Origin of the sequence: Acinetobacter sp. BD54 (genome assembly GCF_044778325.1) — a bacterium.
Classification (GTDB): Bacteria; Pseudomonadota; Gammaproteobacteria; order Pseudomonadales; family Moraxellaceae; genus Acinetobacter; species Acinetobacter baumannii.
Window position 1 is genome coordinate 1 of the sequence record NZ_JANJEP010000018.1, and the last position, 21,557, is coordinate 21,557.

Here is a 21,557-nt window from a genome sequence, read left to right on the forward strand (position 1 = left end):
ATCCCTTCTGTGTACTTTGATTTAATGCAGCACAAGTCAAGGTAGCCACAGCTGCTCCATCAGCCAAAGCTTTAATCTGTGAAGTAAAGGTATAACCCGTCAGATCAATTGCACGGCGAACATCATCCGGTGGATACTGCAGGGTTTCATCCATATCAACCAGCTGCAAGTTCAAGTTGAATGTGTCACCACGCTTAAAAACAAAATTGCTCATAAGTGATTCCTATAGACATAAAAAAACCACCGATGAGGTGGTAGTGAATAAGACATAAAATACCTCTCAAAAAGGAGGTCTCATAATTCAAATTAGTTAATATCTAGGTTTATATCTCTTGTTTCCTCCACTCGTAATACAGTAGTGCCCACCTCTAGGACCCACGCAATAATCCACCACAGCACATGAACAATCACTATCGTAGTAGGTTTTTTTCTGTTTTCTTTCAGAATGATGAGGATGAGATTTTAAGGCCTGATAATTATTTGACGTGGTTGATCGAGACTTTTGTTTAAAGCAACCATCCGTTTCACATAATAGCTTTGTTGATAACCACTGAGGTGATGAGGAATTTAAGGAAATACGTGCCCAGTTTCCTTTCGTCTCATAAATATCAACTTTTTCTCCACGTCCTAACTTTCCTACTACGTGACCGTTTGGTTTATCTCTAATATTTAAAGAATTAGTGTTGATATATTTTGATTCGATAACTTCCTCTACTGCACTCTGCGCATTTTCTGAGTCTGAAGTTTGTTTTGGAGAGTTATCATTCCCTGAACCAAAAATCCCTAAAGCTACTAATCCTGCGGCACCCCAGCCTAAAGTTGATTTTTTCATGTTTTACCATTTGTTATAAATTTCTATTACTGTAACAGAATGTAATCACAAATGATAATATGCTGAGGTCATTAAAAATAATCGCCTTGTAGTAGCTTTTTCTTGAACTCAAAGCTCATTATCTAAATCAACACTTACTCCAGTAACAACGTTATGTTTAGGTCCTCCGAGGCTGTCAACATTAGCCAAGCGTATATTCACATCAGAAACACATAGCTTGTTTTCAGATTGCCATTTGCTCAACTCAACAGACATAACATCTTCAAGATGTCTTTCCAGTTCTTGCCGTTTAATTTCGATTTCTTCTAAAGTCAGCATACATGACATATTAATTCACCTTAAATCCAATGCTCACATTATACTGAATAAAATCAGCATCTTTACCCGCATAGATGGATTCGCCATTCAAACATTCTAAATGTTCGATGGTGAAATATTCAAAATGTGCCAGCAATCCATCACTAAGAATTGTTAAAGCTTTCTCTCCAGTATGTAATCGATCAAAGCATTGAATCATGATATTACCGGTACGGCGTGTACATGGCTTATCTGCAATACCTGAAGTAAAACTCGGACCACCTGCAATCGTTAAACGGCACCATATACCTTCCTTTGGCACAGTAAAGCCTGGTGCATTTGGATATTGGATTCTGTCCTGAGCAATACCGGTAAAAGCTTGCATACGATTAATAATAGCTTGCCTTGTCTGCTCTAAAGTCATTGCCATTTTAGCCACCGTACTTTTGAGAAATAAAATTAAAAGTGAGGCCATAAATACCTTGTGGTGCTTGATCAGACCAGCCGTTTTCTAAGCGCGGTCCATAAGCTTTATTGTTTTGGATATAAACTAAATTGCCTAACTTAATCTTCATTGCCTGAATCGCTGCATCATTAATAGGATTCGTTTCAGGTTCACGTACACCGTAATCAGCGGCTCCAACCGAAACAATATGTGAAGCACGGTATGCACCAGTATCAACCGGACTTAAATTAACTAAGGATTGCACGGTATCCATGACAATATTCTTTACATGGTCTTCTGCTGCTTTAGACACATCAAGACTAAAACTAGTCGGCTTTTTCCCCTTCCACCCCATGACTTTTAACCTCGCTTTCCTCATACATCTTAAAGAGATCCTGAGCGATCGCCTGAATTGAATAAGCTTCAAACTCAGAGCTCGGTTCTCGTTCACCCATGAGCTTTTTAATCTTTTGCCAGACATGAACAGCTTCATGTAAAAGCAATCCATACACTTCAATCTGATTTCTTTCTGAAGTATCACCAAGCTGAACAACTGCATATGCACCTTCGGAATAGAAATCAACCTGAGCTGCAGCCCCTTCAATAGACAAGAATTGATCGACCTTATTCATGTCCTCAAATAGCAAATCCATATGCAGTTGATTTCGAACTAATGTGTAATGCACATGCTGAAATGGTGAGATATGCCACAAAGGAACGTAGTTTGTATTTACCATTCAAACTCCTAAATTGCGCCCATTAAAAAACCCACCGAAGTGGGTTTTAATTTATGCAACTGAGCACTTTTCTAATTTTAAAGACCAGTCTTCTCCAAACCTTCGATTAAGATAGTTAGTAATTTCTTCTTCGTATTTTGGAAATGTTGCCTCAGTTACTACTACAGCATTTCGACCACCTGTAACTCCATATCGGTCAAAGCCATTTTCAGCATCTCTAGAAGTTGTATTATTTGAAAGATAAACTTTTGCCTTACCATCTTTAATTAGACTAGCTTTGCCTCTTACATTTGGGCATTTCTTTTCTGGGATTTCAATGACGATTACATATGCTTGAGTTGCCATAATTTAATTACACCTTCTCAATTATGAAATCAACGCCAGTTGTCATTCCACCACTAAAACTATGGGCAGTTAACTTAGCAGACTCTTCATCATCTATTTGACCAAATTCTACAGCTTTTTCTTTTGAATCTGTTGTAGTAAGCAATCCCTCATTGTCTGGAATTAAATATTTACCAGAATCGGTTAATTTAACGATATACCCCATAATTTCCCCAAGAAAGTATTTTAAAAATAGGTATATAGCTTAAATCAACTAAATTAATCAATACAAGCTTATACCTTCCTCAACTGACATTTCCAAATAGTAGAGGCTGGATCCTGTTGAATATGAATTACCCGGAATGAGCCTAAGGCTGTTAACCACTCATCATCAATCTTTGGCTCTTTGGTAACTTCATTCTGTAGCACGGTAGCTTTCTTATCGGTGGCCAGTACTCCAAGCGTTTGGATCTCGTATTGACTATATGAGCCAAACAGAACGCCACGACCAGAATAGTTTTCTTTAACCTCAATAGAAGTTTCAGTTTTAGGATCCCAATTAGTTTTTGAGATCCGCTCACATGTAAAGGTATGAACGGCATCTGCTAAATCATCATTAAATGCTTCAGCAATGTCTGCCTGAATTTCGTCACGTAAGCCCATATCATGCCCTGTAAAGAGGTATGCCAAAGCCATTAAAACTTGCATTTGGATCTTTCAAATCAAGTGAGTCAATAAAATCAATTGCTATCTGTTCAAAGCTAGAAATTGCTTCAGATCCATCTTGGTATTCTTTTTCTGACTCAACAGAATCAGCTTTGACCTTCTTACGCTTCAACTGCTGGTCTTTGCCGTTATAAATTACTTTGGCCAGAATTCCTTTGATAATTTCACAAGCCGCGTCCTTAAGAAGTGGATCAATAGGATCTGGTACAAAACCTATTCTGTTTTTCATCCAGACATTTGCCAGTTTAACCAGACGAGCTTTATCACTGTCTGGTGCAAAATCGCTGCCCAAAATTGAATTTGCGTCATCTACAGTAATAAAGCTCATTGCATTATTCCTTAGGGATTAATTTAAGAAGTTCTGCTTTTGTTGCAGACGGCTTGTAACCAATATTCTTACTAGCCAAATACTCTTTTAATTGATCATTTGACCAGTTTTCAAAATCATTACCTGCCGTTTCTGTAGCTGGATTTTCTGCCGCTTTTCCAGCTTCTAATTCAGCAATACGTGTTTGCATTGCAGGAATATCGTTTTTAAAAGCTTCAAATTCAGCTTTAATACCGATAACTTGGGCTTCAGCATCTTTGAGAGCTTTATCTGCTAAGACTGCTGCATCTTTTAATCGTGAATTCTCAGATAACAACTCTGACTGATTACCGCCGGCCTGCTCTAAGATGGCAATTTTCTGCTTAAGCTGAGTGTTTTCTTCAACTACCTTTTCACATTCAGCTTTTGCATCATCAAACACAGCTTGAAGTTCAGGGGTGACTCCTACCTCGACATTTACAGTGGCCAAAGTTGTTTTTGCAGGCTCTTTCAATTTGCGAACTTCAACTGGAACTTCTAAAGATTCGTAATCCTTTTGAATCTTTGGATAATTACCGTAAATAATTACCTCTTTTGCTTTCAGATTTGGGTTTTCATAATAGTCAGGGTTAGCAATAATGCCCGTCTCTAATGCAGCCAGTGCTGCAATGCGTGTATAGATAATCTTCATGGTGCTTTTCTCTTAATAATAAAAAAGAGGGCTTATTAGCCCCCTTGCGGTTTTTAATTTTTAGGTTTTAACCAGTTGTCGCTGTACCTGATAAATCAAGTAAGGTACCTGCTGTCATTTTGTTGCTGGTTGCATATTTAATCCAGTTAGCGCTTGAACCAAGTAATGTAAGGTCAGGATTTTCACCTTTCGATGTATCCCAACTATAACCAAGAATATCTAAGTTAAATGCACCTTCAGCACGCATACCGATTGCTAAGTTTTCTTCATCATTGATGTCATAAGCTCGGAAGCCCGGTACTTGTGATTCAGTTACAGTTACAGCACCATACTGCAAGCCAAAAGCATCATTATCACCTACAGCATCCGTCACCAAGACTGGCTTACCTAACGTACCCGGTAAACCACCATAGATAACGATTTCAGATTCACCATAAATTTGCTTAGTGATTGCATCATCGACAATATCGAAATATGTATCTGAGTTCATCACCCATAAACCAATACGGCCAAACTTATCACCAAACTTACGCATACCACGAGTTAATGCTTTGCGACCATCAACTACGATACTACCTTTTGCAACCATGTCCGGATTGCTAGAAATGGCCGCTTTTAAAGAAGCTAAACTGTACTCTAATCGGCCTGCAACCAATGCATCTGCAAGATCGTAACCAACAACCATAGCAAATTCTTCAGGTGTACGAGCACGGCGTTTAAATGCCTCTTCAGTAGATGCATAAGGACCATATTTATAAGGAATTTTTACGCCTACAGACTCACCTGCACCGATTTTTTCCGGAGTGACTTTTGCATTGGAGTTCACATCACGATGTTTAATGCTACCACCAACTTTGTAGAATGCATTTTTATTGAAGTCACCTTGAATGATTTCATTACGATAAATAATCGCACCATTTGAAGCTTCATTAAAGACATTCAAATTGTCTTGTAAACGTTCTAAATACGCTGTTTGGGCCAGTTGGTTATAGATGATCATGTCGGAATTAACTGTCGTAGTCATAACTACTTATCTCCAAATATTTAATGATTAGTTCGGTAGTTTTAGGAAGGCATCATTGCCATGTTCTTTGATGTAATCTGCTTTCTGAGAAACAGACATTTCACTGCGTTTCATTCCAGTAGGTGCTCCACCTTTGCCCCCACCTTGAAAACCGCCACCAGTTCCTTTACCACCTTTAAGAATTAAGTCTTTATGCTGGTATCCACCAACCAATGACTCTAAAGCTTCATCAACATTTGCAAGTTCACCCGGGCGGACACGTGAATAAATCTTTTCGCCGTTCGGATCATATGCAACCACCTTGCCTTCTTCGATTTTGAAGTGATGACCAAAGGTTGCCTGAACCATGTCCACAGGTACTGCAATGTTGTCTTGAATGTACTTAGAACGAGCAAAACCACCGCCGATAAGTTCTTTATGTAAAGAGGCTTCTAGAGCATCACGTTGCGCAACAATCGGGGCATATTTTTCCTCAACTGCTTTGATAGCTTCAGCTTTAACTTTCTCAACTTCACCGGCATCCACCAGCTTTTTATCGTCGAGATTTTGGATTGTTTGTAATGCCTTTTTAGCTGCCGCTGGGTCTTCAATTCCTTCAAAAGCTTTTAATGCTTTTTCGGCTGCTTCTTTGGCTTCACGTTGTGTTTTAGCTTCATTGTTTAAGCGTGCAATTGTTGCTACCGAGTGTGGTGCATCATGTGGCATTTCTTTGCCGTCATCATGAATATAGATCGGCTTATCGCCGTCTACTTCCGCATAAACTTTACCGTCGATTGTTACTGTTTTAAGTTTCATTGGTCATCCAACCTATATATACAAAAGGGGCATCCGCCCGGATTCGCCGTTGGCATCCGCTTTCGGCAGGCAATAAAAAAGCGCCCCTTAGGACGCTTCATTTCGATTAAAATCTTAGAAATTTGTTGCAAATAAACGGTAGCCTTCTAGCTCCCAAAGTTTATTTTCAGCTGACTTTTCTGCATTTCCACGAGCCATACGCTCACCAATTTCAGCATCAAAGTTTTCAGTATTCACACATGCACTAAAACCCGTTGCTAGAAAAAACTTTCCATCTAAAAATGCATGGACAAAAGTAGATGTCGTGCCTCCAGGGCGTTGCTCAACCGTATATGTAACACGCTCCATCAATGAATCAATTTGCGCTTTAGTTACTCGGGGCGCTACAGACTTTTCAGCTAACTCTTGCTCTGTTACTTCTTTGATCATTTTCTTCTCACAAAAAAAGCACCCGAAGGTGCTATGGTTAAAATTTTATTTAGCGTTTCCGTTTTAAATAATCTTTAAAATGCTTGCCTCTTTGCCAGTAGATAAGCCCACTAACAACGAAGAAAGAAATAAAGATGAATTCTGAACTAATACTCATAAACCCAACTCCTTAAAGGTTTGCTCATCCAACTTTCGAAGTTGGTCGAGTGTGTATAACCGCCCTTCAGGATCAAAGAACTTTTCAAAATCAAATTTTCCTTCCTTATAGAGCTTGTAACGCTTCGGCCCTAGCCACTCTTTTTGAAAGAAATCATCTGTCTTTTTGAAGAACTCTTTAAAAGTGGTATTGGCATCTAACTGCCCTATTAACTGGCTTCGCTCTTCTTTCGGGATGTCTTTAACTCGACGTTCGTCCATGACAAATGGCCGTTCGCCAACAAGTTGACCGTCCTTCTCGACTGGTACCAAGATACTGCGACAGTTAGGATGCAACGGCGGTACCCGCTTTGTCGGATCGTTTATTTCCCAAACTGAACCATCTAATGAAGCGCAAAGCTTAGAAGTTCGTCCATCTAAAACACTAACAAATCGGACATATTCAAAGCCAATTTGGTTGAAGCTATTTAGATAGGCTTGATTAGCTACATGACTTCGCACAGTTCTTACCGTTCGCTCAATATCAGTTTTGGTACCATTTAAGATCCCATCTTCATAGTTAAGCCGTTTGCTCCCTCGAATACGCTGAACAATTTCTTGGTTAGTTTTGCCTGAATTAATACCATCTCGAATTGCATACTCAACCTTTTGACGGGCACTTTCAGCAATTCTTGAAAGCAGATCATCGACAAGAGCGCCACCTGCCAACGGAACTTTTTTAGCGGATAAAAATAGTTTTCCCCCATCAGGCTTATTAATCTTTGCTCCATAGAGCTTAGCTACGTAATTGGCCTCATAAACAGCCAGTGCCGTAGCTGAAACGGCAAAAGCTTCAGGTAATGCTAAATTAACACTAGCAAACCACTGGGCAATCAAATCTTTAATTTCCCTGAGATTTGAAGTTGTATATTTACCACCTGCTAAAGCAACTTTCTCCGACTCATTAAGCTCATCCAATAAATCCCGAAGCTTAGAAAGCATCTTGCTCGTATCATCATTGAATAAAGCCAATAGCTCATTTACCGTTTTTGATGAAGCACGATAAAGGTAGGCCTGGTGCTGAGTGAGTGCTTCAAATAGTTTTTTGATATCTGTTGCCATCTCACTCTACCTTTGATTTAAAGTTCCATCTTGCTCTGCTTCGACATTCTGTAGCTCGTCTTCATATTTTTGTTTAGGGAACATACCTGTTTGGTTGTATTCCCACCACGATTTAAATGAAGATCGGCCTTGTAGAGCTGCTTCAAATAACTGTCTAGCTAACTCAGCTAAATAACCTTGCTTGTTAAATTCCTGACTAATTTCGAACATCAGTTCATCTTTAGTCAGAACATCAACATTGGGTACTACAAATTTAGCAGCCCAACGTAAAGCCATAGAAAAAGCTTCATTCATATTCACAACACAAAGTGAAAGAACGGAATGCTGCACGGCATCATCACTGTTAGATTCAGTAGCAGTCTTTTTAGCTGCGGAACCTTTTTCAATAAGTCGAGCACCCATTTCTTTCATCTGTTCCCATTTATCCTTCATAGCTTCCCGTGCTAATGTGTTTGGATCTGCTTGTACAATCCCCAAATCACCGTTTTCAGGTAAAGGTAATAGAACTTTCGCACCGATATAAATGCCACGCTTTTTAGCCTCGTCATACCAAGCCCAATTAACTCCCTTAGCATAAAACTGTGGTTGGCCCATATAAAAAACGGACTCTTGAAAGTCCGCACTATCTCTATAATGAGCTAAATTAAGATTAGCCAATGGGAGCAATGGAGGCTTTTTAATCTCTTCAGAGTTATCAATAGCCCCCACAAAAGTGAATGGAATATAAGACCAGAAATCCCCGTTATTATCAGTGGGATACTTCTTATCTTCGCCCTTCCATGTACCCTTGTCGCCTTTTGTGTAAACTTGAACTGTATAGATGAAGTTTCCTTCATTATCAGGCTCTAAACGAAGTACTCTGTATTGCTCTACCTCAGATTTGCTAAAGCCATCAGCGCCTCGTTCTGAAGTAAATTCACGGATGACCACCAAGCAAAGCTTTTTCTGGTTATCAATCATCATTGAATCCCAATTGATCACATCAATGGCATTCAATAAGTGAATCATCGGGTAGGCTTTTTGCTGTTTAAACTCCGCAAGATTTCGAGCCGGTGTAACTGCAGGATAGTCAACATATAAAGCACAACGATAATGCTTTAATAAATGTCGGATCCCGTTCTGTGCCAATTGATAAGCACTTAATCCCGCGCCGTTAGCATTGCGTTCTAAGTGAGCTAGTTCTGGAGGAAATTTAAAACTTGGATCGGTTGCAAAAGCTGCACCAACTAAACTATTAGATGTAGTCCCCGTTACTTCATAAAAGACTGCCCGAGTACGATAAGCCTCATAAGCACTTTTATTTGCAGGTGATTGATCATGAGCATTGGGTTTCGGAAGATACTTTTCTCCTTTAGCCTTTACAGCATCCTCGCCTTCACACACATCATCTAGCTTCTGCCAATATGGCAAGTTTTTAACATATTCAGGATGTTTAAAAGTTACGTCACTCATCGAGCAAATCCCATATCAGCAAAGAAGGCCTCAAAACCTCCATTCAATTCATTAAATGCATCTGAAGCTGCATCCACTTGGTCGTCATGTGTACCGTTAGGAAAATGACGAAGCTCATCAATAAAGTCCTTATTCCATTCACCTTTGAGCATACGTACATTTCCCACGTTAACTTGGGCCGCAAATGGTTGTGCCCGTGTAAGCTTGTCACCTGAAATTGGCTTAGCTATCACGCTATAACCCGCAAGAAGCTTCACAAATGAACTAGCTTGTGATTTACCAGCTTGACCGGGGTCTTGTGGTAAACGCACAGAAACTTTTTTCCCATCTAGCTTTGCTGTTTGTTCTAAACGCTTATTCACATTGTCTGGGCCAAGCTGTCCTCTTGTCACATCGACAATGTAAGTAAAACCATCTGCGCCTAGAGCTTCTCGCACACCTACTGTAAAGTCACCTTCATTTTCAGTTGCCCCAAAGTCCCAAGCCCTAACTTGTTTCAATACATCTGCAGGCAAAGCCTCAACAATTTGGATATTGTCAGGCTTAAAAAAACCGCCTGCTGGCGGTGATGGCATTTGACGATATTGCCCGGCAAAAACATACGGCGCAGCTTGCTCCATTTGCTTCAACTTTTGAATATTGTGCTTTGCTGGCCACAATGCAGATCCGTCTTCTTGAATAGCCGAAAGACATAGATGCTCCCAAACCTCACCGTTACCACCAGCTACAGGAACGCCGTCTTTTCTATCACCTAGCAGCCATCCTGCCAAATCATCTTCATGAAGACGCTGCATAATGACAATAATTGGTGTTTCCGGTGAGTTAGTACGAGACTCGAGAGTATTTTGGAACCAGTCAATTACACCTTCACGGATAGTTTTTGATTTGGCTTCATCGGCCTTATGCGGGTCATCAATGATGATGCAACCACCAAAGCCTTCACGCATTTTGCCTGCACCAAAACCTGTAATGGTACCGCCAGTACCAGTCGCATAGCAGACTCCGCCTGCATCTGTGCGCCAGAAATCCTTAGCTTTACTATCCTCACGTAACTTAAGATCAGGAAAGACCTTTTTATAAGCCTTTTCTTGAACCATATTACGAGTCTGAAATGCATTATTTGCGGCAAGCATTGCTGAGTAACTGATATGAATAAACTCACAGTCTGGATTCTTACCAAAACACCATGCCATAAAATTAATTACAGCAATTTCAGTTTTAGAATATCGTGGTGGAACGTTAATAATTAACCGCTTTATCTCTCCGCGATAAACTTTCATTAAAGCTTCACAGATTTCTAAGTGGTGCCAATTTTGCATCCATTTATAACCACGGCGCTCCTTAAACATGTACCTTGTGAAGAAATATAAATCTTCTTGCGCCTCGATCCGGATGGCTTTATCCCGAGCCGCATCAGTACTCATCTAAGACTTCCCTCCGCGCTTTTAAGTAATCTTCCATTGGAACTGGAATTTCTGAATTAACTGTTTGGACTGGTCCGCCGTCTTTGCCTGTAATTTCTTGGCGATTAGTAAATTGACCACCAATGTCTTTAGCGGCTTGCTCAAGAATTTTTAAGGCTGTTTTGACGTTTCTAGTCTTCTCAAGTTGTCTTTGGTATTGCTTCAATCGGTAGTACTTATTAGCAATTGGAATATCAATTAAGCCTTTATCAAACTCATCTCTGGTTTTTTCAAATAGTTCGACATACTTTTTGCTTAAGTTCTTACCAGCAACCTTTGTAGGGTCATAAGTTGCAACTTGAACACGATCTATATCAACGCCAAACTCTTGTTTTACGAGTTCAGCCACTTCTTGAGGTGTATCACGACAAGCAAGAGACTGAACTATAAAGATTTTCACAGGCTCTTTTAGTGTCGCCATAACTTCCTCATCGTATAACTACGTATAACAAAATGGGCAAAAAAAAGAGCTAAAAGGCTCAATTGATTACACAATTTCCGCAGCATTTTGAAATATCAAGATTCGAAACAAACGGCGGATTCTTTGCGACTTCAATAAGTCGCTTAACATTTTTGCTTGGGCCATAACGTTTAACTACGCCAATAAACTCTTCAACGTCATGACCTGCAAGATAGTGCTTAGGAAGACCAGAACTATCGCTATAAACAATTTCTCCGTCCTCGTCTCTCATCACTCCAATGTGGTAAAGCTCATGTTCAAGTAAGTAACAGAACTCTGTATCGTTTGCACGCTCACAGAAAGAAGCGTCGACAGTTATTAAATAAGTAGGTACAAAACCAAACCAATCACGCATCTGTTGCTCTTGTCTGGCCTTACGCCATCCACCAACATTGAACATGACTTTTTCGCACTGGCCTAACACCATAGCTTGCTTGCTTTTATATGCAGAAGAGGCCCAAGCAAATGCTAAAAATTCTTCATTATCGTGAAGCAGCTCAGCTATGTGATCATGATCGGGGTTATAAAGAGGTCCACCAATAGTTAAGTAATTAGCAACAACCCATTTTTTTAGATCAGGCGCAGGTACTATGCGTATCGCTTCCTCTTCATCTGCTTGGTCTATAAAATCAGTCGGTGGAAATGGTCTTATTTGCTCCATCTTCAATTCTCGCTAATTCACTTTTTATCCAGTTGATGACATATCCCGACAAAATAGAATCTGGATGAAAGCGCTCTATTTTGTAACCCATCTCTTCAGCTTGATCATATCGATCAAGACTCCATGCTTTATTTGCCAGCTTTCCACCACGTCCACCAGACCAGGGCCCACCCTCAATTTCAATGAGCAAACGCAATTTCACAATATGAAAATCAAAGCGCCAGTGTTTGGTATGGATCGGTTGAAACTTACTTTCAAAACCAATCGCCAAATCCTCAAGTTCTTCCTTAAGTGTTGCCTCAGCCTCGAGATATTTTTGCTTCGCCTTAGGCAGTGGTCTAGATTTGGACTTAGTTTTAGGTTCTTTTTTTCGTGTAAGCCAAAAATAATCTTTGTCATCCATAATACATCCACAAAAAAACCACCCTAAGGCGGCTTTTGTAGCTAATTTTCAAACCATTTACTAGCATTAAGAAGATTTTGGTATAAATTGATGTTATTTATAATTTCTTTATACTTTTCAATATTTGATGTTTTCCCGTTAATTTTAGCGCTATTAACAAATTCGTCTGTGATTACCTTTGTCATTTCTTCTGGGTCATCAACGCTAACTAAAGGATTTGCTTCTAAATTGGCCCCATATCTTTGAACTAACTCTAAATGTTTACCTGTATGTAATTTCAGTAATGGTAGTATCTTATTCCTTAGTTCTTCATTTTCTACTAACTCAGCATCCTTAATATCTTTGGCAACTTCGAACAATTTAGCTCTACATGTAAAAACTGAATCACCACCAAAGAGGTTGTCTGCAGCAAATGCTGACTCAATTCTTAATTTGAAGTGCTCTACTTGCAATTGCTCTAACAGTTGCTCTGACTTCTCATTTATCTGTTGAAGTTTTACACTATTCCCAATCAAAGTAATTTCAGATATTTTTTCAAAAAAAATAGCTATAAATGAACCAACCAAAAAAACTGTAGTTAGTACAGTTAAATCCCTAGAATCAATTAGCTCATTAACCCTTAAACATATAATGCCCGCAATAAAAATTAAGAATAGAACAAACACTATCACAAGACGTTTTGGCTTAATCTGATTCATTATAATCCATTCTTGGTTTAATTACTTAATCAAATCATAACACCATTTCAAATCATCAGGCGTTTCCAAATAACACCCGTTTTTATTACAGAATGCATGAATGTCGTTTAGGTATTCAGTGAATTGAGCTGTACTTGCGTCTGTCGTGCTCATTAACTCACAAAGTCCATCAGCTACTTGTTGATAGGCTGGATGCTTACAATCCTTCAATTCTCTAACAGCCTTGAATGTTTTCTTGTATTGGCCAACGTCATCACGGTCATAGATTTTTGCTAAGAAGTTCTTCTTGAAGAACAGATGCTCATAGTCTTTATCTGTACCTTGACGTTTAGCCCACTGATTAAGCCACATCCAGTACAAACGGTTTTGAGCCTTTGAACGATCTTTCTCAAGAGGTTTGATTGTAACTACAAGTGGCTTGCCTTCTAATGCAGCCTGAGCGTGATTCTTATTCAAATGATTGGTAACTGGTGCAATATCAGCGTGGTTGCGTATAGTAATTTGCATTTCAACCTCGCAATAAAAAAAAGAGCCTTATGGCTCTTTTCAAATTTAATTAGTCTACGGATAGTCATACTGCAATACAGTTCTAGGTATATATAATGGTTCTATTGAACGTGATTTCACAACTTTCCCTTTATTAAGCCGCGATACTAACCCCCCAACTATAACCTCTACACCCTTATCGTCATCTGATAATATTTTATTTTTAGCTTGTTTTAGAGTTTCGTTATCTATCCATAGATATGGTAATTCCATGGTGACTTCTAAAACTGGCTTTCCGAAATTTTGAAATGGGAAATGTTCCATTCTCATATATTGCGCAGTGGTATTATTAACAAAAAGCACATCAGGTATGTTGCCATGTTTTCTTTCGTATTCAACATACCCATCATTCATTTCTAAATACAATGCCATTTTATTAGTTTCCAATTTGTTAGTTTTAAACAATTTAGAACACTTCATCATGACTTTTCAACATCCTTTCAGTCTTTTTCAACATCTTTGCGAACCATTCTTTTGACTCTTCTCTACCCATCGTTTTGTACTGATCAAAATCAGCATGGCAGATTGCACATAATGGAATAGTGTACTGATCATCCGCCTTAATCCCTCTACCCTTACCATGTTCACTGAAATTAGAATGAGCAGCCTGTGAGTGAGGATAGCCGCATCTAACGCAAGGTAGCGCTCTTATTACGTTTAGCCTCTTTGTCGAACGCATTTTCTAGGTTCTCTATTCTGGTTCTGAGAGTATTTACTTCACGCTGGCATTCAGTCTTAAACGTATGGCTGCTGAATAAGTGGTTATAACTTTCTAACCGGCTAAGATTACGTTTATAGATTTCTAAATTCTTCTTCGCTTCGTTTGTGTCCATGTTCACACATCCTTAACTAATCTTTCAGCTACCACGATTGATACGTAAGATGAGTGGTTTACTCGTCCATTCTTAATAAACTCAACCTTCATGTGATTAAGTGCTTCAATTTCTTCTTCAAAAGCTTCGATCACATAGGCATCTAATTCTTTATTAAAATTTGGATCTGCCAAATGATCAGATAATGTTTGCCTTGTATCTTTTGAAATCTGATTAACGAAATGACGTCTAGACTTTTCGTTATTCTCTTTATAGAAGTCACTTGTGTAATCTTCTGGACCAGAGTGATAAATCATTTCATAAATAATCATGTTCACCCCAATCCAATACCGTCTTTGCTAATGCCATAACCATCCATTGGTATTCTCCAAAAAAAGAAAACCCCGCAAATGCAGGGCTACAAACACTTAACTTGAACTAACTTTATTGAATATTATGCTTCAAACGGTATTGCTCTAAAGCATTATCAATTTCTTCTTGAGTAACCAAATCATCATCAGCTAATTTGGTTTCTGTATACCCACAATTTTCCAATAAATAATTTCTTGTTTCTTGCATCTCTTTACTTGGTGAAAATACCTTCATCATGCTTTTTTTAGAAATGCAGTAATGAGTGGCATCAAAGGCAACTCTGATTTTACTTGCAGCTTCATAACCGCCTAATTTTTCTATTAAATCCATAACCGCACCATTATAATTTGTTTGGCTAAATTATAGCATATTTATAGAGATTTAATCTTTCCACACATTCTGCATTCTTTGATCGGGTCGTCGTTGTAATCCAACCCATATTCCCAAACATGTATGCAAAAGACCTGCTTAATTATTCGGAGCATGTGGACCTCCAAAGAATTGCCACAGCTTTATAACAGTACTGTGGCCTACCGCTACTCACTTACTTTATAAAACCACTGGATGGGCACAGTATTTTACGTTTCAGCTTTCAGATCTATTTTAATGGCGGGGCATCACTCCCAATCTGGTATGTATTTCCTGCATATCCCATCCATGCGCGATGAACTGCATGGGTTGTACACTCTTTCGTGGTGTCTAGACGTGTTTGCTTAAACAGTCTTTAGCTAATCAGCAAACTTTTGATTATGGGTTTTAATATTTTTAAATGCTCCAAAAAGCAAAAAGCCCTACGTTTAAGCATCGACTAGAAATCCAGTCCAGCACATCGGAGAATCCAATGTTCTAAGCTTGTAGGGCATAAAAGCAAAAAGCCCATCGGATGATGAGCTTTTAAAATTGGTGAGAACCCTTGAGGCTTACAGACTATTTCACTCTAGGGCATATTTAATCTCGATCGGCGAAAGACGCTGTAAGAATCCATCACCTAGTGAATCACGTATAGAAAATCCACTCTAACACATAATTTACCCTACGCGTTTAAACGAGTCAACACTTCTTCAAACTTTTCATAAACTAAATCATCATCTCTATAGCATTCACCCATTCCAGCAAAACCAATTTTTGGAGAATACTTAAACTTTGATAAGAACTTATGTATCTTCTTTTCCATATCCCATATTCTGGAAGCCCTTCCTTCAATTTGCTTTATAAGCTCATATTTGTATGGCATCTTGGAAATAGTTAAAAAACGCTGCTCAACAGTTGTTGCACAAATACCGATCTTTATAAACGATTCATTTTCTCTAAAACAGCGGACAAAATAAATACTGGAATTGCCATGATATTTTTCACTACACAACTTTTGATACTGTGTTTTGCTTAAAGGGCTTAAGAAGCAATTTGGACATCCTTGACCTAAAAGATGCGCGTTAGCTCTTTGTTCAAAGAAACCATGTTTGTGACACTTAATTTTTACTTTTAAAGTAGACTTCACATATACAGTTTCAGTGTAATCATATCTATCACCGTGCTTCTCCCTACTTTTTCTTACAAAATCTTCCTTTGTTAACTTAGCCTTGGTTGAGCATTTTGAGCAAACCATTCCTCGCATATGTCGATCAGCCCTTTGCTCAAAAACGCCATGAACCTTACAAATTATTGACACCTTCCCATATAATCTTTGGAAGTTTGTTATTGAATAATCATATTTGTCACCATGGATTTGTTTGCAATTTTCAATAAATTGATCCTGTGTTAATTTTGTTCTTGCACTTTTTGTTTGCATAGCTTCCGCTATGACAATAGAATTGCTTCCAGTCATTTTGTTGCCCTTTTAACGAATTGATTAGAGCCATATAGGTGTTGGTAGCACCTGTATGGCTTGCTTAAATATTATACCATAAATACAATTAAACTCATGATATTCTTAATCTTTTATCATGTGCATGAAGAAAGAATCTTGCACATCCAACCATGATATTTACTTGTGCCTTAGATTGCTTCGTGATGATACCCACAGCACTTAATGATCTGTTTTCCACCTTATGTCGAACTAAGCACATCACTGCATATTTAGCCTGATAATCCACTTTTTCTGATCTTAGGACACTTCGCAACAAAGCCTGTACTTGATCCGCCTCAAAGTCATTAATCTCACATCGAATGTAAGATTTACCTTTTGGAAGCTCTCTGTCTGCTTCACGCATTAACCAGTAAATTTGATTGATATGAAGATCATCTGGTAAATCCCCTCCTTTCATGCGCACAGTTTCACACCAAGCGCCGAACTGCTCTAGCCATCCATCAATTGTGTATTTGTTCCAATCCATTACTGGTGTTACTACTGCCGCATTCATCTCTTTCCCCTTACTTCTTCTCTGATCTTTCGATATGTTTTCTTACTCGCTCACGACTCTCTTGATCATAAGTTTTCAATTGCTTGTAATAGGTTCTTAAGTCAAACATTAAGACAATCATCCAAAGCAACGGAGATAACAACAACCTTAGAACTATCCACATTAGTTTTAATAATTCTTCAAGAGCATCTAGGAAGTCATACCATTGGTCTGAGTACCAATTTTTGAGTTTTTGAATGTGCCAGCGATAAGTTAAATTCCAAGCTTCTTTATCCATCACCTCATCCCCCAAATCAACATGCCTGCGTCACGCTGCTCTTGATTCGTACGCCCTTGCCAACCTGTAATCTTGTTAAACTGCTCTGCATTGAGCTTTGATTTAGTAGGCTTCACCAGTAAAACTGCTAAGCCCAATGCCTGTGCTATCTCAGCCAATAAGATGCCAGTCGCGTGATTCATCCCAACGCGTCTAGCAATCTGCTCATTCACTTGTCTTGAGTGACCACCACCTACTCTGAAGTTTGCTTTCTTGTTCTCCCAGCCTGCTTCGATCACAACCTTTTTGATGCTGTCCTGTTCATTTCTGAATAGCTCAACAGTTTCAGGGAAAGTTAGATTTTTGAGCTGCAAGTCATTACCTAGAATGGCAACTCCCGACTTTTCCAAGTCAGGATCGATGCCGATGATGATTTGAGCCTCTTTGAATGTGGTCATAGCTCAATCCTATGGTTGGTTAGGCTTGCACCTTTTTGCAATTCGTTTACATCCAGATCATGTTGTTTAATTTTAAGGTCAGTTACCTGAATGTAGTCATTAAACATTTTGCGGAGGATCAAGAACAAACCAGTAATACTCACCGAGTATACGATCAGCACAATGATTAGAATTGTCTTAATCATTTCCTTCCCCCTTGAGCGCTTCAACCATCGCCTTAACCGTATTTGCATTCCAAAAATTAAGATCAGCGCATTTAATTGCCGCATCCACCCGCTTTTGCAGCTCGTCACGTTCCTTACAAACTGCTGACCAGCGATTAATTGCATGATTCTTTTCATCTCGGCACATTTGCGCTTTCGCGTTTGCCTCCTCCACTTTCGCTTGCTGGTGCTGCCAAATAGCCCATAAATCAGAGGCCAGAAAGTCAATGTAATCATCTCCACGCATTTCTAAAGCAACATCAACACTATAAAAACTATCCGCATGATGATCTTTGAAATATGCTTCAAACTCTTCTCTACACTTATCCATCTCAAAAATCCTTTGATTTACACAGCGGGCTGATACGGTTTTCTATGTGGGAGTCGTCGCCCATGTCTTGATTCTCTTGCTTGATAGGCAAACTGTTTTGTGTATCGTTTTGGCATAAATTTGAGACACTACAATCACTTATTGCTTGATCGTTGCTTGATTCAATGCGGTGGCCTGCTTTAATCTCAGCTTCTGATGCGCGCTCAATCTCAGATAGTTTGTATCCAGATAGCCCAATCGACTTTCCTGTTCTACTGATCACATCCACAATGGCTTTTTCACCAGTCACTTTGTAAATCACCATTAGTCCTATATGTCCTTGGGTTTTGACCCAGTCACCCGCTTTAAACTCACTCATGGCTGGCTCCTTTTTCTTGCTCATACCGCCTCCTTGTAACGTTTAGTAATGGCTTCCTGCTTAAGCTGGTCTAGCATTTTCAGCTTTCTTAATTTCTCGTATAGGTTCGCTGCTGCTCTTGTTTCTTCATTACGAGTACCGAGGTTGTACGCTCTACGCAGCTTCATCATTGAGTTGTAATCTGCAAATTCGATCATGCTTTCAGCTCCCCTTTAACATTCAGCAAGTCCTTTGCAAACTGAGTTGCTTTGTAAGTTGCGTATGAGTCCTTTTCCAAGTAGCCGCTTTTAATTAATTCCTGCACATAGCACTGGATAGTGTTGTTAGGTGCATCTAACACATGGTCATGCAAATCCTTCATCGTGAAAGGTTGTGTTGCATGTGTAGCGAATAACAAAATGTCAAAAATGTTTTGGAATGCTTTAACTCGTTTTATTGCTTTCACGCTGCACCTCTCTCTTCTTCCCAGACAAGAGAATTAAGCTTCTGAGATATCAACTCGTACAAAGCTTTGTCATATGCAAAAATATTGTTTCTATCCTGATGCTCTTTGACTTCTGCTCTAGTAATCGAGAAGAATTGTTCTTTAGCGATTCCTGCTGCACTTGCAGAATATGCATGCACTCCATCTGTGCTGTTTAAGTAATCTTGGGCATAACTAACCATTCGTTTAACTTTGGAGCTAATTGCTTTTGGTGCTGTCCAGATGCCTTGCTGTTCTCCTTTTGCGACTAGTTCTTTAACCACTTCCACATAATTTTCTTTAAATGCGTCATATGCTAAATATGCAGCTTTATCAGAGTTGTAAGCCCACTCAATTGCATTGAACATCTCATAACAACGGTCATATGCTTCTTTTTCAGCGTTTGTGATTGGTGCTGATTGATCTGCACGCCATCTAAGAATGTTTGCTAGTGCTGCGTTCTTACCCTTGTATGAGTCAATCGCTCTTTGTTGCTCAGATCCAAAGCCCTCAATCCCTAAGCACCATTTGCGAAACATTGCAGGATCTGGACAGTAGCCGTTATCACGGACCATTGATAAGCCTTTGTTCACTTGCTCATGAGTAAGGCCATCAAGACAGATCTTCATTGCATGATTGATTTGCTCTGTTGCAATTCCTTCAAAAGTTTTCTCAAATGAGCGAGGTGCAATCGCTTTGAAGATTCCAACAACTTTTGCTGAATTGATATGTGCTACTGCATTTTGATTGTTAGAAACCATACTGTTCATTGCCTGCCTCCTCTTTTGCGATTAACTCTTGAATTTCAGACATGCGAGTTGCAGCTTGGCTGTGATTAGCGAACCCATGCGTTTGTTGTTTTGGGGCGAATAGACCTTGATAATTGCCAGTGATTGAGGTTTTCAAAGACTGGTTAGAGCCTTCATAACCCCATTCAATGAAATCTTTGTAGATTGCGTTGAGAGCATTCTTAGTTAATTTGGTTTTAGCTTGTTGAGAACGGTTAGCTACGTACTGTTCCCAAAGTTCAAGATCACAAAGGTTTGCAAAAGTGTTTTTAGTAAGTTTGATAACTTCATCAAAACTTAACTTGCGTACTTTGTCTTTGCGTTCTTTTTCAGCTTTTGCTTTCTCTTCAGCTTCTAGTTTTTGTTGTTCAAGAATGATCTGTTTTTGAGTTTCTTGATAAACATAAAAATGAGCTTCAAGTGGTTTGTTTGAGCGAAGCGAGTTAATAAATATATTTCTAAAAGAATCTATAAAAAGAAACTCTATTGATGCACCACTAGTCGAAGCACCTTCCGCACCACTAACTGAAGCGGACTGCACCACTAACTGAAGCGCTTCACTAATCGAAGCGCATCGGTTATTGATGCGGAGTGCTTTAATTTCTGAAGCACTAAATTTCTCAAAAGCCTCTACTAAAGACACTTCATTAATCTGGTATTTGTTGCCTAATTTGTTATTACGCTCAACAACTGTAATAACCTCAAACCAAGTTAATTCTTTTAGACCATTGGTTACTGTGCCAGAGCTAAGCTTGTTAGATCCTTTAAGCTTTCCACCCTGTAATTGACGATGTGAGATATGGTCAGAAGGTTTATTAAATCCGTTAGTAAACCCCATAATCGCTGAATATACGTTCTTAGCTGCATCAGAAATGAACGGCTCTACCTCATAATGGTAAAGACGGCTTTTCATGATGAAGCCTTTTGAAAGTTGATCCGACATAGCATTACGCTCTTTCTTCGGAAAGTGAACCAACTCACCTTGTGGAATTGGTGGCTCTTGTGCTAAATTTGTTTTCATTCATTGCTCCTGTAATGAATATCGAAGCCTGATCCACGAAATCAGGCTTTTTTATTTATCTAAATCCCCGTTAATCCCTTCTGGTTCCTCATCGAAGCTGATTTCAGTAGAGATATCCCGTACTAAAGCGCCTAATCCCAAGCGCTGAAAAGCTTTTGCTTGTAAATTAAAGACATGCCACTCACCTACGATTTCTTTCTCAAGCAAGAAAGCCAAATAGCTGGCAAGGTCTTTTTCTTTTACAGAAGCGAGTGTTTTAGCTCGTTCATGGATTTCGGGAGATAAACGCACATGCGTAGATTTTTTTTCAAGGCTCATAAAACTTTCCTTATGCCGCTAAATGTTTTGGATTTGCTTTATCGAGTAGCCATTCTTGAGTCACTTTCCCGTTACTGTGCTCAGCAAGAATCTGTGCGTAGTTGGTTTCACCTGTGTAATCAGTACGTGGCAATACACCTTTCTCTGCCATCTTTCTTACAGCAACGTAGGATATCCCAAGTAATGACGCTGCATTGGTTCGCCCACCAACAGCATCAATGGCTTGTTGAATAGGATTCATATCTTAAACCTCATTTAAACCTAATTAAT

At 39.1% G+C, this 21,557-nt stretch carries 39 protein-coding genes and 1 pseudogene; all 40 read right to left on the reverse strand.

The window, feature by feature from the left end; genetic code table 11:
* Positions 1 to 214: pseudogene (locus tag NQ782_RS18370) on the reverse strand (hypothetical protein); the annotation flags it as partial.
* 96 nt (positions 215 to 310) lie between these two features.
* Positions 311 to 832, reverse strand: coding sequence for an SH3 domain-containing protein (locus tag NQ782_RS18375; RefSeq protein WP_000749906.1), 522 nt, complete (start codon positions 830 to 832; stop codon positions 311 to 313).
* Between the two features lie 108 nt (positions 833 to 940).
* Positions 941 to 1,159 (reverse strand): hypothetical protein, encoded by a 219-nt coding sequence (locus tag NQ782_RS18380; protein WP_001277693.1) that lies wholly within the window; start codon positions 1,157 to 1,159, stop codon positions 941 to 943.
* 1 nt (position 1,160) lies between these two features.
* The gene (locus NQ782_RS18385; RefSeq protein ID WP_005139646.1) at positions 1,161 to 1,604 is read right to left on the reverse strand and encodes a phage tail terminator-like protein; all 444 of its coding nucleotides are present in this window, start codon (positions 1,602 to 1,604) and stop codon (positions 1,161 to 1,163) included.
* Positions 1,561 to 1,929 (reverse strand): hypothetical protein, encoded by a 369-nt coding sequence (locus NQ782_RS18390; RefSeq protein ID WP_005139648.1) that lies wholly within the window; start codon positions 1,927 to 1,929, stop codon positions 1,561 to 1,563. The genes NQ782_RS18385 and NQ782_RS18390 overlap by 44 nt, the downstream gene beginning before the upstream one ends.
* Positions 1,901 to 2,311: a hypothetical protein gene (locus tag NQ782_RS18395; protein WP_000248406.1), complete on the reverse strand. Its 411-nt coding sequence runs from the start codon at positions 2,309 to 2,311 to the stop codon at positions 1,901 to 1,903. Before NQ782_RS18395 ends, NQ782_RS18390 begins: the two co-directional genes overlap by 29 nt.
* Positions 2,312 to 2,362: 51 nt before the next feature.
* Positions 2,363 to 2,656, reverse strand: coding sequence for a hypothetical protein (locus tag NQ782_RS18400; protein ID WP_000235282.1), 294 nt, complete (start codon positions 2,654 to 2,656; stop codon positions 2,363 to 2,365).
* 7 nt (positions 2,657 to 2,663) lie between these two features.
* Complete coding sequence (locus NQ782_RS18405; protein WP_000540685.1) at positions 2,664 to 2,861, reverse strand: hypothetical protein; 198 nt, start codon at positions 2,859 to 2,861, stop codon at positions 2,664 to 2,666.
* 68 nt (positions 2,862 to 2,929) lie between these two features.
* Complete coding sequence (locus NQ782_RS18410; protein WP_031380855.1) at positions 2,930 to 3,298, reverse strand: hypothetical protein; 369 nt, start codon at positions 3,296 to 3,298, stop codon at positions 2,930 to 2,932.
* Between the two features lies 1 nt (position 3,299).
* Entirely contained in the window at positions 3,300 to 3,689 is a 390-nt protein-coding gene (locus tag NQ782_RS18415; protein ID WP_000008494.1) for a hypothetical protein, read from the reverse strand.
* Between the two features lie 4 nt (positions 3,690 to 3,693).
* A complete protein-coding gene (locus NQ782_RS18420) occupies positions 3,694 to 4,359 on the reverse strand; it encodes an Ish1 domain-containing protein (protein WP_262010230.1) in 666 nt (221 codons plus the stop codon).
* 67 nt (positions 4,360 to 4,426) lie between these two features.
* Complete coding sequence (locus NQ782_RS18425) at positions 4,427 to 5,383, reverse strand: major capsid protein (RefSeq protein ID WP_000214189.1); 957 nt, start codon at positions 5,381 to 5,383, stop codon at positions 4,427 to 4,429.
* A 27-nt stretch (positions 5,384 to 5,410) separates the two neighbouring features.
* On the reverse strand, positions 5,411 to 6,178 hold the full coding sequence (locus NQ782_RS18430) for a DUF6651 domain-containing protein (protein WP_000770057.1): 768 nt from the start codon (positions 6,176 to 6,178) through the stop codon (positions 5,411 to 5,413).
* A 114-nt stretch (positions 6,179 to 6,292) separates the two neighbouring features.
* Positions 6,293 to 6,607 (reverse strand): Gp49 family protein, encoded by a 315-nt coding sequence (locus tag NQ782_RS18435; protein WP_000589041.1) that lies wholly within the window; start codon positions 6,605 to 6,607, stop codon positions 6,293 to 6,295.
* 153 nt (positions 6,608 to 6,760) lie between these two features.
* Entirely contained in the window at positions 6,761 to 7,864 is a 1,104-nt protein-coding gene (locus NQ782_RS18440) for a minor capsid protein (RefSeq protein ID WP_267581286.1), read from the reverse strand.
* 6 nt (positions 7,865 to 7,870) lie between these two features.
* Positions 7,871 to 9,316 carry a DUF4055 domain-containing protein gene (locus NQ782_RS18445; RefSeq protein ID WP_163049091.1) on the reverse strand — a complete coding sequence of 482 codons (1,446 nt, stop codon included), beginning with the start codon at positions 9,314 to 9,316 and terminating at the stop codon, positions 7,871 to 7,873.
* Positions 9,313 to 10,740, reverse strand: a complete 1,428-nt coding sequence (terL, locus tag NQ782_RS18450; RefSeq protein ID WP_267581287.1) for a phage terminase large subunit — start codon at positions 10,738 to 10,740, stop codon at positions 9,313 to 9,315. Before terL ends, NQ782_RS18445 begins: the two co-directional genes overlap by 4 nt.
* On the reverse strand, positions 10,730 to 11,200 hold the full coding sequence (locus tag NQ782_RS18455; RefSeq protein WP_000212566.1) for a DUF2280 domain-containing protein: 471 nt from the start codon (positions 11,198 to 11,200) through the stop codon (positions 10,730 to 10,732). Before NQ782_RS18455 ends, terL begins: the two co-directional genes overlap by 11 nt.
* A gap of 58 nt (positions 11,201 to 11,258) precedes the next feature.
* Positions 11,259 to 11,900, reverse strand: a complete 642-nt coding sequence (locus NQ782_RS18460) for a putative metallopeptidase (RefSeq protein ID WP_039247075.1) — start codon at positions 11,898 to 11,900, stop codon at positions 11,259 to 11,261.
* The gene (locus NQ782_RS18465) at positions 11,869 to 12,303 is read right to left on the reverse strand and encodes a hypothetical protein (RefSeq protein ID WP_267581288.1); all 435 of its coding nucleotides are present in this window, start codon (positions 12,301 to 12,303) and stop codon (positions 11,869 to 11,871) included. The genes NQ782_RS18460 and NQ782_RS18465 overlap by 32 nt, the downstream gene beginning before the upstream one ends.
* 41 nt (positions 12,304 to 12,344) lie before the next feature.
* Positions 12,345 to 13,001 (reverse strand): hypothetical protein, encoded by a 657-nt coding sequence (locus NQ782_RS18470; RefSeq protein ID WP_049582435.1) that lies wholly within the window; start codon positions 12,999 to 13,001, stop codon positions 12,345 to 12,347.
* A gap of 21 nt (positions 13,002 to 13,022) precedes the next feature.
* Positions 13,023 to 13,508, reverse strand: a complete 486-nt coding sequence (locus NQ782_RS18475) for a hypothetical protein (RefSeq protein ID WP_119047929.1) — start codon at positions 13,506 to 13,508, stop codon at positions 13,023 to 13,025.
* A 54-nt stretch (positions 13,509 to 13,562) separates the two neighbouring features.
* Positions 13,563 to 13,970 carry a hypothetical protein gene (locus tag NQ782_RS18480; RefSeq protein ID WP_031980913.1) on the reverse strand — a complete coding sequence of 136 codons (408 nt, stop codon included), beginning with the start codon at positions 13,968 to 13,970 and terminating at the stop codon, positions 13,563 to 13,565.
* The gene (locus NQ782_RS18485; RefSeq protein ID WP_267581289.1) at positions 13,954 to 14,226 is read right to left on the reverse strand and encodes a hypothetical protein; all 273 of its coding nucleotides are present in this window, start codon (positions 14,224 to 14,226) and stop codon (positions 13,954 to 13,956) included. Before NQ782_RS18485 ends, NQ782_RS18480 begins: the two co-directional genes overlap by 17 nt.
* Positions 14,177 to 14,380 carry a hypothetical protein gene (locus NQ782_RS18490; protein ID WP_404216075.1) on the reverse strand — a complete coding sequence of 68 codons (204 nt, stop codon included), beginning with the start codon at positions 14,378 to 14,380 and terminating at the stop codon, positions 14,177 to 14,179. The genes NQ782_RS18485 and NQ782_RS18490 overlap by 50 nt, the downstream gene beginning before the upstream one ends.
* A 2-nt stretch (positions 14,381 to 14,382) precedes the next feature.
* On the reverse strand, positions 14,383 to 14,691 hold the full coding sequence (locus NQ782_RS18495; protein ID WP_267581290.1) for a hypothetical protein: 309 nt from the start codon (positions 14,689 to 14,691) through the stop codon (positions 14,383 to 14,385).
* 112 nt (positions 14,692 to 14,803) lie between these two features.
* Entirely contained in the window at positions 14,804 to 15,061 is a 258-nt protein-coding gene (locus NQ782_RS18500) for a hypothetical protein (protein WP_267581291.1), read from the reverse strand.
* A gap of 703 nt (positions 15,062 to 15,764) precedes the next feature.
* On the reverse strand, positions 15,765 to 16,556 hold the full coding sequence (locus NQ782_RS18505; protein ID WP_000148031.1) for a GIY-YIG nuclease family protein: 792 nt from the start codon (positions 16,554 to 16,556) through the stop codon (positions 15,765 to 15,767).
* 94 nt (positions 16,557 to 16,650) lie between these two features.
* A complete protein-coding gene (locus NQ782_RS18510; RefSeq protein WP_039245343.1) occupies positions 16,651 to 17,091 on the reverse strand; it encodes a hypothetical protein in 441 nt (146 codons plus the stop codon).
* A gap of 10 nt (positions 17,092 to 17,101) precedes the next feature.
* Complete coding sequence (locus NQ782_RS18515; protein WP_000356599.1) at positions 17,102 to 17,368, reverse strand: hypothetical protein; 267 nt, start codon at positions 17,366 to 17,368, stop codon at positions 17,102 to 17,104.
* Positions 17,368 to 17,805, reverse strand: coding sequence for a hypothetical protein (locus NQ782_RS18520; RefSeq protein ID WP_031981164.1), 438 nt, complete (start codon positions 17,803 to 17,805; stop codon positions 17,368 to 17,370). The genes NQ782_RS18515 and NQ782_RS18520 overlap by 1 nt, the downstream gene beginning before the upstream one ends.
* Complete coding sequence (locus NQ782_RS18525) at positions 17,802 to 17,990, reverse strand: hypothetical protein (protein WP_267581292.1); 189 nt, start codon at positions 17,988 to 17,990, stop codon at positions 17,802 to 17,804. Before NQ782_RS18525 ends, NQ782_RS18520 begins: the two co-directional genes overlap by 4 nt.
* Positions 17,983 to 18,339 carry a hypothetical protein gene (locus NQ782_RS18530; protein WP_267581293.1) on the reverse strand — a complete coding sequence of 119 codons (357 nt, stop codon included), beginning with the start codon at positions 18,337 to 18,339 and terminating at the stop codon, positions 17,983 to 17,985. Before NQ782_RS18530 ends, NQ782_RS18525 begins: the two co-directional genes overlap by 8 nt.
* A 1-nt stretch (position 18,340) precedes the next feature.
* Complete coding sequence (locus tag NQ782_RS18535) at positions 18,341 to 18,721, reverse strand: hypothetical protein (RefSeq protein ID WP_267581294.1); 381 nt, start codon at positions 18,719 to 18,721, stop codon at positions 18,341 to 18,343.
* Positions 18,718 to 18,894: a hypothetical protein gene (locus tag NQ782_RS18540; RefSeq protein ID WP_170248256.1), complete on the reverse strand. Its 177-nt coding sequence runs from the start codon at positions 18,892 to 18,894 to the stop codon at positions 18,718 to 18,720. The genes NQ782_RS18535 and NQ782_RS18540 overlap by 4 nt, the downstream gene beginning before the upstream one ends.
* Positions 18,891 to 19,142: a hypothetical protein gene (locus tag NQ782_RS18545; RefSeq protein ID WP_000644293.1), complete on the reverse strand. Its 252-nt coding sequence runs from the start codon at positions 19,140 to 19,142 to the stop codon at positions 18,891 to 18,893. Before NQ782_RS18545 ends, NQ782_RS18540 begins: the two co-directional genes overlap by 4 nt.
* Positions 19,139 to 19,930 carry a hypothetical protein gene (locus tag NQ782_RS18550; protein WP_228202684.1) on the reverse strand — a complete coding sequence of 264 codons (792 nt, stop codon included), beginning with the start codon at positions 19,928 to 19,930 and terminating at the stop codon, positions 19,139 to 19,141. The genes NQ782_RS18545 and NQ782_RS18550 overlap by 4 nt, the downstream gene beginning before the upstream one ends.
* On the reverse strand, positions 19,911 to 20,969 hold the full coding sequence (locus NQ782_RS18555; RefSeq protein WP_120754950.1) for a hypothetical protein: 1,059 nt from the start codon (positions 20,967 to 20,969) through the stop codon (positions 19,911 to 19,913). The genes NQ782_RS18550 and NQ782_RS18555 overlap by 20 nt, the downstream gene beginning before the upstream one ends.
* Positions 20,970 to 21,020: 51 nt before the next feature.
* Complete coding sequence (locus tag NQ782_RS18560) at positions 21,021 to 21,287, reverse strand: hypothetical protein (RefSeq protein ID WP_000051088.1); 267 nt, start codon at positions 21,285 to 21,287, stop codon at positions 21,021 to 21,023.
* Between the two features lie 10 nt (positions 21,288 to 21,297).
* Positions 21,298 to 21,528: a hypothetical protein gene (locus NQ782_RS18565; RefSeq protein ID WP_001068245.1), complete on the reverse strand. Its 231-nt coding sequence runs from the start codon at positions 21,526 to 21,528 to the stop codon at positions 21,298 to 21,300.
* Between the last annotated feature and the right edge of the window lie 29 nt (positions 21,529 to 21,557).

Coding starts and splice junctions, on each gene's coding strand:
- NQ782_RS18375 (WP_000749906.1), bottom strand. CDS start 832: ATGAAAAAATCAACTTTAGGCTGGGGTGCCGCAGGATTAGTAGCTTTA.
- NQ782_RS18380 (WP_001277693.1), bottom strand. CDS start 1,159: ATGTCATGTATGCTGACTTTAGAAGAAATCGAAATTAAACGGCAAGAA.
- NQ782_RS18385 (WP_005139646.1), bottom strand. CDS start 1,604: ATGGCCTCACTTTTAATTTTATTTCTCAAAAGTACGGTGGCTAAAATG.
- NQ782_RS18390 (WP_005139648.1), bottom strand. CDS start 1,929: ATGGGGTGGAAGGGGAAAAAGCCGACTAGTTTTAGTCTTGATGTGTCT.
- NQ782_RS18395 (WP_000248406.1), bottom strand. CDS start 2,311: ATGGTAAATACAAACTACGTTCCTTTGTGGCATATCTCACCATTTCAG.
- NQ782_RS18400 (WP_000235282.1), bottom strand. CDS start 2,656: ATGGCAACTCAAGCATATGTAATCGTCATTGAAATCCCAGAAAAGAAA.
- NQ782_RS18405 (WP_000540685.1), bottom strand. CDS start 2,861: ATGGGGTATATCGTTAAATTAACCGATTCTGGTAAATATTTAATTCCA.
- NQ782_RS18410 (WP_031380855.1), bottom strand. CDS start 3,298: ATGGGCTTACGTGACGAAATTCAGGCAGACATTGCTGAAGCATTTAAT.
- NQ782_RS18415 (WP_000008494.1), bottom strand. CDS start 3,689: ATGAGCTTTATTACTGTAGATGACGCAAATTCAATTTTGGGCAGCGAT.
- NQ782_RS18420 (WP_262010230.1), bottom strand. CDS start 4,359: ATGAAGATTATCTATACACGCATTGCAGCACTGGCTGCATTAGAGACG.
- NQ782_RS18425 (WP_000214189.1), bottom strand. CDS start 5,383: ATGACTACGACAGTTAATTCCGACATGATCATCTATAACCAACTGGCC.
- NQ782_RS18430 (WP_000770057.1), bottom strand. CDS start 6,178: ATGAAACTTAAAACAGTAACAATCGACGGTAAAGTTTATGCGGAAGTA.
- NQ782_RS18435 (WP_000589041.1), bottom strand. CDS start 6,607: ATGATCAAAGAAGTAACAGAGCAAGAGTTAGCTGAAAAGTCTGTAGCG.
- NQ782_RS18440 (WP_267581286.1), bottom strand. CDS start 7,864: ATGGCAACAGATATCAAAAAACTATTTGAAGCACTCACTCAGCACCAG.
- NQ782_RS18445 (WP_163049091.1), bottom strand. CDS start 9,316: ATGAGTGACGTAACTTTTAAACATCCTGAATATGTTAAAAACTTGCCA.
- terL (WP_267581287.1), bottom strand. CDS start 10,740: ATGAGTACTGATGCGGCTCGGGATAAAGCCATCCGGATCGAGGCGCAA.
- NQ782_RS18455 (WP_000212566.1), bottom strand. CDS start 11,200: ATGGCGACACTAAAAGAGCCTGTGAAAATCTTTATAGTTCAGTCTCTT.
- NQ782_RS18460 (WP_039247075.1), bottom strand. CDS start 11,900: ATGGAGCAAATAAGACCATTTCCACCGACTGATTTTATAGACCAAGCA.
- NQ782_RS18465 (WP_267581288.1), bottom strand. CDS start 12,303: ATGGATGACAAAGATTATTTTTGGCTTACACGAAAAAAAGAACCTAAA.
- NQ782_RS18470 (WP_049582435.1), bottom strand. CDS start 13,001: ATGAATCAGATTAAGCCAAAACGTCTTGTGATAGTGTTTGTTCTATTC.
- NQ782_RS18475 (WP_119047929.1), bottom strand. CDS start 13,508: ATGCAAATTACTATACGCAACCACGCTGATATTGCACCAGTTACCAAT.
- NQ782_RS18480 (WP_031980913.1), bottom strand. CDS start 13,970: ATGATGAAGTGTTCTAAATTGTTTAAAACTAACAAATTGGAAACTAAT.
- NQ782_RS18485 (WP_267581289.1), bottom strand. CDS start 14,226: ATGCGTTCGACAAAGAGGCTAAACGTAATAAGAGCGCTACCTTGCGTT.
- NQ782_RS18490 (WP_404216075.1), bottom strand. CDS start 14,380: ATGGACACAAACGAAGCGAAGAAGAATTTAGAAATCTATAAACGTAAT.
- NQ782_RS18495 (WP_267581290.1), bottom strand. CDS start 14,691: ATGATTATTTATGAAATGATTTATCACTCTGGTCCAGAAGATTACACA.
- NQ782_RS18500 (WP_267581291.1), bottom strand. CDS start 15,061: ATGGATTTAATAGAAAAATTAGGCGGTTATGAAGCTGCAAGTAAAATC.
- NQ782_RS18505 (WP_000148031.1), bottom strand. CDS start 16,556: ATGACTGGAAGCAATTCTATTGTCATAGCGGAAGCTATGCAAACAAAA.
- NQ782_RS18510 (WP_039245343.1), bottom strand. CDS start 17,091: ATGAATGCGGCAGTAGTAACACCAGTAATGGATTGGAACAAATACACA.
- NQ782_RS18515 (WP_000356599.1), bottom strand. CDS start 17,368: ATGGATAAAGAAGCTTGGAATTTAACTTATCGCTGGCACATTCAAAAA.
- NQ782_RS18520 (WP_031981164.1), bottom strand. CDS start 17,805: ATGACCACATTCAAAGAGGCTCAAATCATCATCGGCATCGATCCTGAC.
- NQ782_RS18525 (WP_267581292.1), bottom strand. CDS start 17,990: ATGATTAAGACAATTCTAATCATTGTGCTGATCGTATACTCGGTGAGT.
- NQ782_RS18530 (WP_267581293.1), bottom strand. CDS start 18,339: ATGGATAAGTGTAGAGAAGAGTTTGAAGCATATTTCAAAGATCATCAT.
- NQ782_RS18535 (WP_267581294.1), bottom strand. CDS start 18,721: ATGAGCAAGAAAAAGGAGCCAGCCATGAGTGAGTTTAAAGCGGGTGAC.
- NQ782_RS18540 (WP_170248256.1), bottom strand. CDS start 18,894: ATGATCGAATTTGCAGATTACAACTCAATGATGAAGCTGCGTAGAGCG.
- NQ782_RS18550 (WP_228202684.1), bottom strand. CDS start 19,930: ATGAACAGTATGGTTTCTAACAATCAAAATGCAGTAGCACATATCAAT.
- NQ782_RS18555 (WP_120754950.1), bottom strand. CDS start 20,969: ATGAAAACAAATTTAGCACAAGAGCCACCAATTCCACAAGGTGAGTTG.
- NQ782_RS18560 (WP_000051088.1), bottom strand. CDS start 21,287: ATGAGCCTTGAAAAAAAATCTACGCATGTGCGTTTATCTCCCGAAATC.
- NQ782_RS18565 (WP_001068245.1), bottom strand. CDS start 21,528: ATGAATCCTATTCAACAAGCCATTGATGCTGTTGGTGGGCGAACCAAT.